The 11,987-nt window shown below is 66.9% G+C and carries 12 protein-coding genes; 3 read left to right on the top strand and 9 right to left on the bottom strand.

What is annotated here, in order from left to right:
• Positions 1 to 159 precede the first annotated feature (159 nt).
• Positions 160 to 1,404 carry an alpha-hydroxyketone-type quorum-sensing autoinducer synthase gene (gene cqsA / locus ACZ92H_RS02775; protein ID WP_465048114.1) on the top strand — a complete coding sequence of 415 codons (1,245 nt, stop codon included), beginning with the start codon at positions 160 to 162 and terminating at the stop codon, positions 1,402 to 1,404.
• Between the two features lie 15 nt (positions 1,405 to 1,419).
• Here the strand turns inward: cqsA and ACZ92H_RS02770 are convergent, their stop codons facing one another.
• From ACZ92H_RS02770 to ACZ92H_RS02760, 3 genes are read right to left on the bottom strand one after another with little or no spacing between them, the layout of a single operon-like run.
• Positions 1,420 to 1,887 carry a MarR family winged helix-turn-helix transcriptional regulator gene (locus ACZ92H_RS02770; RefSeq protein WP_465048115.1) on the bottom strand — a complete coding sequence of 156 codons (468 nt, stop codon included), beginning with the start codon at positions 1,885 to 1,887 and terminating at the stop codon, positions 1,420 to 1,422.
• A 58-nt stretch (positions 1,888 to 1,945) separates the two neighbouring features.
• Positions 1,946 to 2,293: a GIY-YIG nuclease family protein gene (locus ACZ92H_RS02765; protein WP_465048116.1), complete on the bottom strand. Its 348-nt coding sequence runs from the start codon at positions 2,291 to 2,293 to the stop codon at positions 1,946 to 1,948.
• 21 nt (positions 2,294 to 2,314) lie between these two features.
• On the bottom strand, positions 2,315 to 3,580 hold the full coding sequence (locus ACZ92H_RS02760; RefSeq protein ID WP_465048117.1) for an MFS transporter: 1,266 nt from the start codon (positions 3,578 to 3,580) through the stop codon (positions 2,315 to 2,317).
• A gap of 155 nt (positions 3,581 to 3,735) precedes the next feature.
• Here ACZ92H_RS02760 and ACZ92H_RS02755 point away from each other — a divergent pair, with 155 nt between their 5' ends.
• Together ACZ92H_RS02755 and ACZ92H_RS02750 are read left to right on the top strand one after the other, a co-directional pair.
• Positions 3,736 to 4,131 (top strand): group II truncated hemoglobin, encoded by a 396-nt coding sequence (locus ACZ92H_RS02755; RefSeq protein WP_131371499.1) that lies wholly within the window; start codon positions 3,736 to 3,738, stop codon positions 4,129 to 4,131.
• Between the two features lie 4 nt (positions 4,132 to 4,135).
• Entirely contained in the window at positions 4,136 to 5,509 is a 1,374-nt protein-coding gene (locus ACZ92H_RS02750; RefSeq protein WP_465048118.1) for a DNA recombination protein RmuC, read from the top strand.
• Between the two features lie 21 nt (positions 5,510 to 5,530).
• On the opposite strand, the gene ACZ92H_RS02745 is transcribed toward ACZ92H_RS02750, so the two are convergent.
• The 6 genes from ACZ92H_RS02745 to chrA form a co-directional block, all read right to left on the bottom strand.
• Entirely contained in the window at positions 5,531 to 6,391 is an 861-nt protein-coding gene (locus ACZ92H_RS02745) for an MHFG family PEP-CTERM protein (protein WP_465052348.1), read from the bottom strand.
• Between the two features lie 349 nt (positions 6,392 to 6,740).
• The gene (locus tag ACZ92H_RS02740) at positions 6,741 to 7,202 is read right to left on the bottom strand and encodes a hypothetical protein (RefSeq protein WP_465048120.1); all 462 of its coding nucleotides are present in this window, start codon (positions 7,200 to 7,202) and stop codon (positions 6,741 to 6,743) included.
• A 20-nt stretch (positions 7,203 to 7,222) separates the two neighbouring features.
• Positions 7,223 to 7,519 (bottom strand): hypothetical protein, encoded by a 297-nt coding sequence (locus ACZ92H_RS02735; RefSeq protein ID WP_131371488.1) that lies wholly within the window; start codon positions 7,517 to 7,519, stop codon positions 7,223 to 7,225.
• Complete coding sequence (moeA, locus tag ACZ92H_RS02730; RefSeq protein WP_465048121.1) at positions 7,516 to 9,363, bottom strand: molybdopterin molybdotransferase MoeA; 1,848 nt, start codon at positions 9,361 to 9,363, stop codon at positions 7,516 to 7,518. The genes ACZ92H_RS02735 and moeA overlap by 4 nt, the downstream gene beginning before the upstream one ends.
• A 62-nt stretch (positions 9,364 to 9,425) precedes the next feature.
• Positions 9,426 to 10,547: a GTP 3',8-cyclase MoaA gene (gene moaA, locus ACZ92H_RS02725; RefSeq protein ID WP_465048122.1), complete on the bottom strand. Its 1,122-nt coding sequence runs from the start codon at positions 10,545 to 10,547 to the stop codon at positions 9,426 to 9,428.
• A gap of 42 nt (positions 10,548 to 10,589) precedes the next feature.
• Complete coding sequence (gene chrA, locus ACZ92H_RS02720) at positions 10,590 to 11,927, bottom strand: chromate efflux transporter (protein ID WP_465048123.1); 1,338 nt, start codon at positions 11,925 to 11,927, stop codon at positions 10,590 to 10,592.
• Positions 11,928 to 11,987: the final 60 nt, after the last annotated feature.

Here is an 11,987-nt window from a genome sequence, read left to right as displayed (position 1 = left end):
GGAACGTGTTCGTTGAGGCGAATCAATACAACATGATCGGCGTGTTCCTCCTGAAAAAGAGATGTATCGGCGTAACTGTTGAGATGGATCAATCACCTGCCGGATGGCTCACGCATGTTGACGCGGTAGTTCCCACTGCAACCATCTCAGGAGCCCCCTATGTCGAACGCCTCTTTCCCCCTGCCATCCGCCACCGCCCACGCCGAACGGCAGCTGCCCGCCTTCGTGCGCCAGCGCATGGATGAACACTATGTCGAGCGCATCGAAAAGCTGCTTGGCGGCGAACATTTGCACGAGTGGCAAGCCATGCCGGCCGGCGCAGTGATGCTGGCCGGGAACGATTATCTGAACATCGCCGGCGAACCCGCGCTGCTGGCGGCGCAGGCGCAAGTCTTGCAGGGCGGCGGCGCCATGCTGATGTCGTCCGTGTTCCTGCAGGAAGGCAGCCGCCAGCACCGCCTGGAAGCAAAGCTGGCGGCATTTCTCGGCAGCGAAGCGTGCGTGCTGGCGCAGTCGGGCTGGGCCGCCAACGTGGGCTTGCTGCAAAGCCTGGCCGGGCCCGGCATCCCCGTGTACCTGGACATGCAGGCGCATGCCTCGCTGTGGGAAGGCGTGCAGTCGGCGCAGGCCATGCCCGTGGCTTTCCTGCACAACGATGGCGCCCACCTGCAGCGCCAGCTCGACAAGCACGGCCCCGGCATCATCGTCATCGATGCGCTGTACAGCACCAACGGCAGCGTGGCGCCGCTGTTGCAGATGGTGGAAATCGCCGAGCGCAGCGGCAGCATGCTGATCGTCGACGAATCGCACTCGCTGGGCACGCACGGGCCGCAGGGCGCGGGCCTGGTGGTGGAGCAGGGCCTGGCCGGGCGCGTGCATTTCCGCACGGCGTCGCTGGCCAAGGCCTTTGCGGGGCGCGCGGGGGTGATCACCTGTTCGGCCCGCTTCAAGGGCTATTTCCTGTCCGCCTCGCGCCCCGCCATTTTCAGTTCATGTTTGCTGGAACACGAGCTGGCCTGGTTTGACGCGGCGCTCGATGCCATCCGCGCCGCCGATGCCCGCCGCGCCGCCTTGCGCCGCCACAGCGTGCACCTGCGCCAGGGACTGGCCGAGCTTGGCTACAACGTCAGCGACGGCACGGAGCAGATCATCGCGCTGGAGGCGGGCAGCGAACCCGATACCCTGGTCCTGCGCAAGGCGCTGGAACGGCACGGCATCTATGGCGCCGTGTTCTGCGCGCCGGCCACGCCGAAGAACCGCGCGCTGGTGCGCCTGACCCTGAACGCGGGCCTGCGCCAGGATGAGTGCGACAGGGTGCTGGCCGCCTGCGCCGCCATCCGCGACGAGACGGGCATGGCGCGCTGGCCGTCGACGCGGCGCCTGCGCAAGCTGGCGCTGGTGTAGGCGGACGCGCGGGGCTCAGGCCTGGCCGGGCAGCTTGCTGGCGATGCCAGCGAGCAGCTCGGCCAGCGGGGCCAGCTGGCTGGCGCTGGCGTGGTCCAGCAACTCCTGGGCCAGCGCCTGCGCCGTCGTGTTCGCATGCGCCAGCAATGCCAGCCCCGCGTCCGTGATGGCGGCGTAGCCGACGCGCGCATCGCGCTGGTCGGCCTGGCGCGCCACCAGGCCGATCTTTTCCAGCGGCATCAGCGACCGCGTGATGCCGGACGCCGTCAGCGCCAGGCGCTCGGCCAGGTCGATGCGGCGCAGGCGCCCGCCGGGGGCGCGCTGCAAGTGGTACAGCAATTGATAATCGCTGAAACTCAGGCCGTGCAGATTGCCCAGCGTGCTGTCGAAGCGGCGCACGATGAGTGCCTGGGCGCGCGCCAGACGCAGGCAGAAGTCCAGCGCGCTGCCGCCGTCCGGCGACAGGGAAGTGTGATCGGTCATGATGTTCCTCGGTATAGCCTGCGTAGTGCTTGAGTGCGCAAGTGTATAGCAATGCTGCTCAATACAGTGCATGTCCCTGTTCCAGCAGCGCGATCCGGTGCAATGCCAGCAGGCCGGCCAGCTCGGCGTCCGCGTCGAAGGCGGGATCGTCGCGCGGCGTGACGCTGTCGATGATATCGCAGGAAAACGCCGCCGCGCCGTCGCGCCGCCAGTCCGCCTGCAGCGCGGCGTTGCGGTGCTGGCCCAGGTTCAGCTCAAAGCGGTGGCGGTTCAGCATGCCGGGGGCGTTGCGGCTGCTGTCGAGCAAGGTGCGCCCGCTGGGCAGGTGCCGCAGCGCGATGATGCCCAGCGGCGGCGGCCGTTGCCGGTAGTGCGCCTTCAATGTTGCCTGTCGTGTCTTGTCCATTCTATATTTCTCCTATCTCGTTTATATCGTTTCCGCTCCGGCGATGCGCGGGATGGCGGTCCACAGTGCCGCCGCCACGGCGGCCGCCAACAGCAGGGCACCGCCGCCGCAAAACATTTCACTCACGCTGACGTGGCGCATCAGCGCGCCCGTGGCCGCCGCCGACAGCGGTGCCAGCCCCAGAAAGATGGCCATGAACAGCGCCATTGCCCGGCCCAGCATGGCAGGCGCCACGCGCCGCTGTATCCATGTAAAGATGGCCACCTGCAAGTAGCCACCCAGTACGCCCGTGATGGCCAGCAGGGCCGCGCCTTGCCAGGCCGTGCCAATTTGCCCCAGCGCCATCATCAGCAGGGCCACGATGGCGTCAACGGCCAGCAGGGTGGCGCCGAAACGCCGGCGCAGCCAGGCGCCGCCCAGGCTGGAGCACAACATGCCCAGCAAGGTGCCGGCGCCGTGCGCGCCCATCAGCAGGCCCAGGGCCGGCGCGCCGTGCAGGCGTTCGCTCGCCAGCACGGGCAAGGCCACCTGCAGCGGTCCCATGACGAAGAAGGCCACCAGCGCCCAGTAGGCATAGCAGCTGCGCAAGGGAAGGTCGCGCCACACCATGGCCAGGCCGGCCCGCATGTCGCGCCACATGCCTTGTGGCGCGGCGGGCGCGGTGGACGGCCGCAAGCTGACTTGCCGCAAGGTCCAGGCCGAGAATAAAAACGTCAGGGCATCGATGGCAAAGGCGGCGGCCAGCAGCGGCATGCCCACCTGGCCGCGATCGTCATGGCCGCCCCAGGACAGCAGCAGCGCCGCCAGCAGGGGGCCGGCCAGCAGGGACAGCTGGCGCGCGCCCATCTGCAAGCCATTGGCTTTTTGCAACGATGGCGCCGGCACGGCTTGCGGCAGGATGGCCGTGCCGGCCGGGATGCCGAAGGCGGCGGCAATGCCCAGCGCCAGCGCGGCCGCATGCGCGAGTGCCAGGCTGGCCATGTCCAGCCACAGCAGTGCCGCCAGCACGAGCAGGATGGCGGCATTCGCATATTTGCTCAACAGCATCACGCGCCGGGGCGAGTAGCGGTCGGCAACCGTGCCGCCCAGTAGTATCAGCACGGCGCGGGGAGCGCCCATCAGGGCCACGGCGATGCCCAGGCTGAGGCTATCGTCCGTCAGGCTCAGCACGAGCCAGGGCAGGGCCAGCATGCTGAACTGGTCGCCCAGCATGGAGACGAGGCCGCCGCCCAGCAGCCAGCGAAAGTTGGCGTTGCGCAGCAAATTGGTGTCGGTGGAAGTGGACATGGCTGTTTTATTCGTGGTTAAGAGATTGCATGGTATTTGATAAAAGCTTGATTAGTCAAGTATACTGCCGTTTAATGCGGCAAAAGAGGGGCCGTAGGCGTGGCAAGGGGGGCGACGCCGCATGGGCTGCCGGCGCTTGCGCTATCATGGCGGCCATGACTGATACCACTGCCCCTACCCTGTACGAGACCATCGGCGGCGCCTCCGTGCTGCGTGAAATGGTCGACCGTTTTTATGACTTGATGGAACTCGAGCCCGAGTTCGCCGGCATCCGCGGCATGCATCCGCCAGCGACGGACGGCTCGCGCGACAAGCTGTATTTCTTCCTGACGGGATGGATGGGCGGCCCGGACCTGTACATCGAAAAGTTCGGCCACCCGCGCCTGCGCGCGCGCCACTTGCCGTACGCTATCGGCACCAGCGAACGCGACCAGTGGCTGCGCGCCATGGCCTGGGCCATGGAAGACACGGGCATCGAAGAGTCCTTGCGCGTGCGCCTGATGGAATCGTTCTATCAGACGGCCGACTGGATGCGCAACAAACCTGACTGATCCCATGAGCCCAATCGAGTTTTACAGCCTGCTGGGCGCCGCCGCCGTCGCCATCGTTTTATTGATATTGCTGCTGCTGCGCCCCCGTGGCGCGGCCGGCGACGGCGCCACCACGCTGGCGCTGGTGCAGCAGCACCAGCAGCAAAGCCTGGAGCGCATCGACCGCGTCGAGCGCGAAGTGCGGCTGCAGCTGCAGGCGTCGGCGCAGGCCACGCGGCAAGACCTGGCCACTGGCCTGGCGCAGTTCCAGGCGGCGACATTGCAGCAGCTCGACAGCCTGCGCACGCAGATGCAGGCGCAGGGCAAGGTCGGGCGCGAAGAGCAGGCGCAAAGCCTGGCGCGCTTTGCCGACAGCACGAACCAGACCCTGGCCCAGCTGACTGAATCGCATGCGCAGCGCATGCTGGAAGTGCGCGCCACCCTGGAAAGCAAGATCCGCGACTTGCAGGCCGACAATGGCGCGCGCCTGGAAGAGATGCGCAAGACGGTCGACGAGAAGCTGCATGCGACCTTGGAAACGCGCTTGACGGCATCGTTCCAGCAGGTGTCCGAGCGGCTGGAAAAAGTCCACCAAGGCCTGGGCGAAATGCAGCAGCTGGCGCTGGGCGTGGGCGATTTGAAGCGGGTGCTCACCAACGTCAAGACGCGGGGGACGTGGGGCGAGGTGCAGCTGGAAATGCTGCTCGAGCAAGTGCTCACTGTCGACCAGTATGCGAAGAACGTGGAAACGGTGGCCGGCAGCGGCGCGCGCGTGGAATTCGCCCTGAAGCTGCCTGGCCTGCTGGATGGCGGGCCGCCCGTGTGGATGCCCATCGATGCGAAATTCCCGAAAGAGCAGTACGAGCGTCTGGTCGAATCGGCCGAACGGGCCGATGCCGAAGGCGTGGCCCTGGCCGGGCGCGAGCTGGAACGGGCCGTGCGGGGCGAGGCAAAGACCATCGCCGACAAATACCTGGCGCCGCCGCACACGACGGATTTCGCCATCCTTTTCCTGCCCACGGAAGGCTTGTACGCGGAAGTGCTGCGCCGCCCCGGCCTGGCCGACGAATTGCAGCGCGTGCACCGGGTCAGCATCGCCGGGCCGTCCACCCTGACGGCCTTGCTCAACAGCTTGCAGATGGGTTTTCGCACCCTGGCGCTGGAAAAGCGCTCGTCGGAAGTGTGGCAGGTGCTGGGCGCCGTGAAGACGGAGTTCGGCAAGTTCGGCGACGTCCTGTCGCAAACCCGGCTCACCCTGGAAAAGGCGGCGAAGAATATCGAAAATGCGGAAGTGCGCAGCCGGCAGATGGCGCGCAAGCTGAAATCCGTGGAAGCCTTGCCGGGCGAGGCGGCTGCCTTGCTGCTTGGCAAGGCGGAAGAGGGCGGCGACGGCGAATAGCGCCCAGCTGCCGTAGCGGCGTCAAGTCGCCCGCGCCGCGCGGCGGCGCAGGGCGCCGCCGCCGACCAGCGCCAGTCCCGCCAGCAGCATGGCCCAGGTTTGCGGTTCCGGCACGGCTGGCAGGATTTTCGTATCGATGGGCGGCAGCGAGGGCAGGATGACGGTCGGCGGCGAGATGACGCTGCTGCCCGTGGGACCCGGCGGCTGGCTGTAGCCGCCCCCACCGCCGCTGCCGCCGCCACCGAAGCCGGCGGGCGCCGGGATGTTGCCGGCAGTACGCACATAATCGAATGGCAGGAATGGCATGCTGGCCACGGCGGGCGGCACGGCATCGCCCGTGAACGAGCCGCCGCGCAAGGCGTCGGGGTTGTCGATGACGGGCACGCCCGCTTCCGCTGGCGCCGCCGGCGCCGCAGCCACGGGTGCGCCTCCGCCTGGCGCCGCGCCGCCGGCGGCCGGCGGCGCGGACGCCGGCCCCTGCGTGATGCGGCTGACATTGCGGCACACGGTGGGCACGAGAATACATTGGCCCTGCACGCAATACACGAGTCCCCGTTCCTGCATCTGCTCGCTCCAGCCCGAGCGCGTCACGTTGCGGCACACGCGGCCCGGTCCGAAATGCATGTCGCTGATGCGCGCATTGTAATTTCCCTTGCCGCGGATGGCGTCGCGGCTGATCACCACGATCTCATCGTACTGGCGCGCACGCATGCGCTCCTTCAACTGTTCGCGCACCTGCGGCGCGATATCCGTGTACCTGTCGACGGCCGCCACCACGTCGCCCATGAACGGGTCGACACCGGGGCGGTTCCAGGTGCAATTGTCCAGCACGTCGGCGCGCGCGCCGGGCTTGGCATGGGCGGGCAGTGGCGCCAGGGACATGACCCCGAACAGGCACAGCGCACCCAGCATGCCGGCCGCTGCGATCCAGGGATGTTGTTCTGCCAGTCTCTTCAAGGAAATCATATCAAAATTGAATTATTTGGTTGAAATTCGATGTTATCACCGAAGAAACTTAGATATCAACAAATAAATAAAATAATTACAATTTATGTTGTGAGTATGGATATGTTCTTTAAAGAAATAATTATTATTTTGATCTTGTTTGTGCATGCGCAGGACGCTGTCGGATAGACGCGTTCGTGCCGCTGCACGCTAGGGCCGGGCATCGGCGGAAGGCTAGGTGTATGGGGGGAGTGGCGCCGCCAAGCGGCAGCGCCGTGCTGCGGTATTACAGGGAAGCGGGGCAGGCGTGGCGCTCGAGGGCCGGGTAGCCTGCCGTTGGCATTTTTTCCAGCTGGCCCGGCATCAGGGCGCGTGCGCCTTGTTCGCCGGGCGCCAGCGCCGCACCTTGCAGTTCGGTGGCGATGGCGGCCAGTTCGCCGCAAATGGGCTGCTTGCCCGCCTGGGCCGCCAGCAGCGACGCCGGCAGTTCCGGCAGCACGGCCGCCGCGGGTGCGGCCTGGCGCGTGGCGCGGTAATGCTGCCAGTAGCGTTCGGCAGTGTGCGCATCAAAGCTGGGGACAAGGCCGAAGGTGGCGGCGTCGCGCCGCAGGCGGCAGACAGTCGGAAAGTAATGCGGGCCTGTCAGTTCGCCGGGGAACAGGTCGCGCCGCAAAACATCGATGGCCGGCGCGCCGTCCCGTTCCACGCGCACGGGGCTGGGCGCGTCGAACTGGTCAGCGCTGACCATGCTCGGCGCATTGCCCTGCATCAGGATGGTCTTTGGCGTGTAGTGGCGACCGCCCAGGTGGCCGCACAGGGGGCGAGCACCGTGGCGGCGGGAATGGCGCCGCAGCCGGGGCGCAGGGGCGTGTCTTCCTGCCACAGCAGCGACTGGTCGCTGGCGCGCGCGATGCGGATGTTGCCCACGGTTGCGCCGTGCAAGTCGCCGGGCGCCGCTTCGGTGCGTTCAGCGTAGCGCACCGTATAGCCATTGCTGCTGACTTCGCCGGCATGCGCCGCCATGCTGCCGAGCAGTGCCAGTGCCACCACGAGGGCATGTGTCATGTCAGTCCATGGAACAGCACGATATCGACCAGGTCGCCGGCGGCCACGTGGCCTTGCCCGGCGTGCAGCACGATCATGCAATTGGCCTGCGTCATCGAGCGCAGGATGCCTGAGCCCTGCGCGCCCGTCACGCGCACGTGCTGGCGGCCGTCCGCGCCCCGCTCGACGATGCCGCGCTGGTATTCCGTGCGGCCCTGTTTCTTGCGGATGGGCGCCTGCGCCGCCACCTGCAGCAGCGGCAGGCTGGCCGTGTCCGCATCGGCGCCCATCAGGCGCAGCAAGGCGGGGCGGGCGAGGAAATAAAACGTCGCCATCACGGCCACGGGGTTGCCGGGCAGGCCCAGCAGCAGGGCCGAATGTCCCTCGCTGGTGATATTGCCAAAAGCCATGGGGCGGCCCGGACGCATGTTGATTTGCCAGAAAGACACTTCACCGAGGCGCGCCAGGATCTCGCGCGTGAAATCGGCCGCGCCGCTGGAGACGCCGCCCGACGTGATGATGACGTCGGCCTTGGCGCAGGCGCCCCGCAGTGCCGCTTCCAGCGCTTCGGGCTGATCCTTGACGATGCCCATGTCCAGCACCTCGCAGCCCAGACGGGTCAGCATGCCCAGCAGGGTGTAACGGTTGCTGTCATAGATGCAGCCCGGGTCCAGCGGCTCGCCGATCGAGCGCAATTCGTCGCCGGTGGAAAAGAAGGCCACGCGCAGGCGCCGCCGGACGGGCACCGTGGCGATGCCCAGCGAGGCCAGCAAGCCCAGCTCGGCCGGACCCAGGCGCTTGCCCTGCAGCAGGGCCGGCTGGCCCTGCATCAAGTCTTCGCCCTTGAAGCGGCGGTTGTCGCCGGGGCGGATGCAGTCCGGCGCCACGGTAATGCTGGCGTCGCTGGCGTGCAGCACGCTTTCCTGCGGCACCACGCTGTCGCAGCCGTGGGGCATCACGGCGCCCGTCATGATGCGCGCGCATTGCCCCCGTTGCACGCTGACCGTGCCGGGGCGGCCGGCCAGGATGGTGTCGACCACGGCCAGGGTCAGGGGCGCATTGCCGCTGAGGTCATCCCCATGCAGCGCGTAGCCATCCATGGCGGAATTGTCGTGCGCGGGCACGCTGATGGGCGAGATGATGTCGGATGCCAGGATGCGCTCGAGCGCCTGCGGCAGGGCCAGTTGTTCCACCTCGGCGACGGGGGCGACGGCATCGGCCAGCATGGCTTGCGCCATCGGCACGGACAGGCCCTGTGCCTGCAGGGCCGCCAGCTCGTCCGGCGTATTCACGTTGCCAAACGCGGCATTGTCCTCGAACAGCACTTCGGCCAGTTTCAAGGAGCCATGCCAGGTGCGCATGCGGCGCTCGCCGGCGGCCAGGTAAGCCTCCAGCTGTGGCAGGGCGGAGGTTTTCACGAGGCAAAAGACGGGATGGGGATGGCGCACGGCCGCTCCCGTTGTCTTGTCAACTTCTTCGGTGACGGCGATGGCCAGGTCGGCATCGCTGTCGATCAGCGCGGCGGCCAGGCGCTTTGCCAGGTCGGGCGGCAGCATGGGTGAATCGCAGGGCACGGTCAGCAGGTAGGGCGTGGCCGCATGCCGCATGCCGCTGTGCAGGCCGGCCAGCGGACCGAGCTGGCCGGGCAGCACGTCGGTCCAGACGGGCAGGCCGAAGCGGGCGTACGCGTCGACATGGGCATTGGCGCTGATGGCCAACTGGCCCACTTGCGGCGCCAGGCGCTGCAGCACGTGGCGCACCAAAGGCTGGCCGTGCAGGGGCAGCATGCCCTTGTCGCCGTGGCCCATGCGCGTGCCGAGGCCGCCAGCCAGGACCAGGCCGGTAATGTCGTGTGTATTGATCATGTCAGATGGGAAAAATGGTGCATGCGCCATGGTAGCAGCGCGGGGCGCGCGCCGCCCCGGATTCAGCCGCCGATATACGACATTTCCACTTTCTTTTTGCCGCGCTCAAGCGTGCCGCCGCTCAAGTCCGTCTGGCTGGTGCGCAATTCAGAATAGCGGTCGCCGCGGCCGCGCCACAGTTGCGCCACCACCGTGGAAATTTCCGCATCGCTATTGCCGCCGCGTAGCAGGCTGCGCAAGTCGTGGCCGCTGGTGGCGAACAGGCAGGTGTACAGCTTGCCTTCCGTCGACAGGCGGGCGCGGCTGCAGTCGGCGCAGAACGCTTGCGTGACGCTGGAAATGAGGCCGATTTCGCCGCCGCCATCCGAATAGCGCCAGCGCGCCGCCGTTTCGCCCGTGTAGTTCGGACTGGCGGGCAGCAGGGGCATGTGCGCGGCGATGCGCCGCACCACCTCGGCCGAAGGGATGACTTCCTGCAAGTTCCAGCCGTTCGAGGCGCCCACGTCCATGTATTCGATGAAGCGCAGGATGTAGGGCGTGCCCTTGAAGTGGCGCGCCATGGGCACGATTTCCTGCTCGTTCATGCCGGCCTTGACGACCATGTTGATCTTGATGGGCCCCAGGCCAGCCGCATGGGCCGCATCGATGCCCTGCAGCACGTCGGCCACGGAAAAATCCACATCGTTCATGCGCTTGAAAGTGGCGTCGTCGAGCGAGTCGAGCGAGACGGTGACCCGGTTCAGGCCCGCCTCCTTGAGCGCCTGCGCTTTTCTCGCGAGCAAGGAGCCATTCGTGGTCAGGGTCAGGTCCAGGGGCTGGCCCGATGGCGTGCGCAGGGCGGCCAGCATGGCGATGAGCTTTTCGATATTCTTGCGCAGCAACGGTTCGCCGCCCGTCAGGCGGATCTTTTCCACGCCGTGGGCGACGAACAGGCGCGCGATGCGCGTGATTTCCTCGAACGACAGCAAATCCGTGTGCGGCAGATACACGTGGTTCTTGTCGAACACGTCTTTCGGCATGCAATACACGCAACGGAAATTGCAGCGGTCGGTAATCGAGATGCGCAGGTCGTGCAGGGGCCGGCCCAGGCGGTCGGCGACGTTGCCGCTGGGGCTTTCCAGCCGTTCGGGTATCGCCAACGGCCCATTGCGGGCCTCGGCGAGGTAGATAATCTTGTCAGCCATAAAAGTGATACCACTTGCCAGTTACTAGTTACGTGAGGTCGTTCAAGGCAGATACGATAGCACGAGGCTGAAGATGGCACAGGCGAGCAGCAATTTGATGGTGCCTGTTTGATATCGGATCAGCGCCACGCCGGCCGCCAGCGCGATGGCCATGGCCAGCCAGTCCCAGTGCGGCAGCGGGCTTTCTGGCCGGAATACATGGCCGCCAAAAAACACGGCCAGGCTGGCAATGACGCCCACCACGGCCGCCGAAATGGCTGACAAGGGTGCGTCCAGGCGCAGATTGCCCCGCGTGGCTTCCACCAGCGGCGCGCCGGCCAGGATGAAGATGAACGAGGGCAGGAAGGTGAACCAGGCCGTGACCAGGGCGCCGCACACGCCCGCCAGCCACAGGTGTTCGCCTGCGATGCCTGCCGCCTGGCTCCAGCCGCCGACAAAACCGATGAAGGCGACGATCATGATCAGGGGGCCGGGCGTCGTTTCGCCCAGGGCCAGGCCATCCATCATCTGTGCGCTGCTGAGCCAGTGGTATTGCTCGACGGCGCCCTGCACCAAGTAGGGCAGCACGGCATATGCGCCGCCAAAGGTCAGCAGGGCCGCCTTGCTGAAAAATACGCCCATCTGCGCCAGCGGCTGCTCGCGTCCGCCGGCCAGCGCCAGGGCCAGCCAGGCGCAGAAGGCCAGGGCCAGGCCCAGTGCGGCCGTGGCCAGCAGGCGCGGCCAGCTGAAGCGCGCGTGGGCCGGCGTGGGCGTGTCGTCATCGATCAGCGCGGGACCGTGGCGGGCGGCGGCGCCATGCGGCATGGCGCCCGTATGGAAGTGCCGTGGCAGCCAGTGGCCGCCGGCCGCTCCCAGCACGGCGGCGCCGAGCACGATCAGCGGAAATGGCAGCCGTAGCGCGGCGATGCCGACAAATGCAGCGCCCGCGATGGCGATCAGGCTGGGGCTGCGCAAGGTGCGCCGGCCCAGACGCCAGGCGGCCGCCAGCACGATGGCGACGACGGCCGGCTTGATGCCGTACAGGATGGCGGCGATGGCACCCACGTGGCCGTAGGCCATGTACAGCCAGGACAGGGCGATCAGCACCAGCAGCGAGGGCAGCAGGAACAGCAGTCCCGCCATGATGCCGCCGCGCGTGCGGTGCATCAGCCAGCCGATGTAGATGGCCAGCTGCGTCGCTTCCGGCCCCGGCAGCAGCATGCAGTAATTCAAGGCATGCAGGAAACGCTGCTCGGAAATCCAGCGGCGCTTTTCCACCAGTTCCGCATGCATCATGGCAATTTGCCCGGCCGGTCCGCCAAAGCTGACGCAGCCCAGCTTGAGCCAGTACCAGAAGGCGCTGCGCAGGCTGACGGGGGCGGGAAGGATGTTCTCGTGCATGGCGGGCGGATGGCGGGTAAAAATGTGGGCATAAAAAAAGGGGAAGCCTGAGCTTCCCCT

This window comes from Janthinobacterium foliorum (genome assembly GCF_978021625.1).
This window is presented reverse-complemented; position numbering and strand designations above follow the sequence as displayed.

Bases quoted from the DNA above. Each gene is read 5' to 3' on its own strand.
- cqsA (WP_465048114.1), top strand. From the start codon at position 160: ATGTCGAACGCCTCTTTCCCCCTGCCATCCGCCACCGCCCACGCCGAA.
- ACZ92H_RS02770 (WP_465048115.1), bottom strand. From the start codon at position 1,887: ATGACCGATCACACTTCCCTGTCGCCGGACGGCGGCAGCGCGCTGGAC.
- ACZ92H_RS02765 (WP_465048116.1), bottom strand. From the start codon at position 2,293: ATGGACAAGACACGACAGGCAACATTGAAGGCGCACTACCGGCAACGG.
- ACZ92H_RS02760 (WP_465048117.1), bottom strand. From the start codon at position 3,580: ATGTCCACTTCCACCGACACCAATTTGCTGCGCAACGCCAACTTTCGC.
- ACZ92H_RS02755 (WP_131371499.1), top strand. From the start codon at position 3,736: ATGACTGATACCACTGCCCCTACCCTGTACGAGACCATCGGCGGCGCC.
- ACZ92H_RS02750 (WP_465048118.1), top strand. From the start codon at position 4,136: ATGAGCCCAATCGAGTTTTACAGCCTGCTGGGCGCCGCCGCCGTCGCC.
- ACZ92H_RS02745 (WP_465052348.1), bottom strand. From the start codon at position 6,391: ATGTCCCTGGCGCCACTGCCCGCCCATGCCAAGCCCGGCGCGCGCGCC.
- ACZ92H_RS02740 (WP_465048120.1), bottom strand. From the start codon at position 7,202: ATGGTCAGCGCTGACCAGTTCGACGCGCCCAGCCCCGTGCGCGTGGAA.
- ACZ92H_RS02735 (WP_131371488.1), bottom strand. From the start codon at position 7,519: ATGACACATGCCCTCGTGGTGGCACTGGCACTGCTCGGCAGCATGGCG.
- moeA (WP_465048121.1), bottom strand. From the start codon at position 9,363: ATGATCAATACACACGACATTACCGGCCTGGTCCTGGCTGGCGGCCTC.
- moaA (WP_465048122.1), bottom strand. From the start codon at position 10,547: ATGGCTGACAAGATTATCTACCTCGCCGAGGCCCGCAATGGGCCGTTG.
- chrA (WP_465048123.1), bottom strand. From the start codon at position 11,927: ATGCACGAGAACATCCTTCCCGCCCCCGTCAGCCTGCGCAGCGCCTTC.